Origin of the sequence: Oscillibacter valericigenes, from assembly GCF_016902445.1 — a bacterium.
Classification (GTDB): domain Bacteria; phylum Bacillota; class Clostridia; order Oscillospirales; family Oscillospiraceae; genus Oscillibacter; species Oscillibacter avistercoris.
Genome location: NZ_JACSNX010000097.1, coordinates 1 through 219 on the forward strand (window position 1 = coordinate 1; position 219 = coordinate 219).

Sequence of the window (219 nt, forward strand, 5' to 3'; positions counted from 1 at the left end):
GCGAAAACAAAGGCTGCACAGAAGATCCAGCCGAAAAATCAAAGAATAGCGAAAGGAGGAAACGGCGGTTTTGCTACCATATTTTGTAAGAAAATCAGCCGCATCAGCGGCTTTGGGCTCCGGGGACCGAGATACGTACTCTTCTGGCGAAAAAGTTGGAAAGACGACGGCGAAAACTCAAAAGGAGGAGAAATCCGAATGAAGAAGTTCCTTTCTCTG

1 protein-coding gene is annotated in these 219 nt (G+C 47.0%); it reads left to right on the forward strand.

Translation table 11 applies throughout. From position 1 onward, the window contains the following. Positions 1–219, forward strand: a 219-nt coding sequence (locus H9X91_RS14175; protein WP_204805898.1) for a hypothetical protein, incomplete at both ends; no start/stop codon positions are given.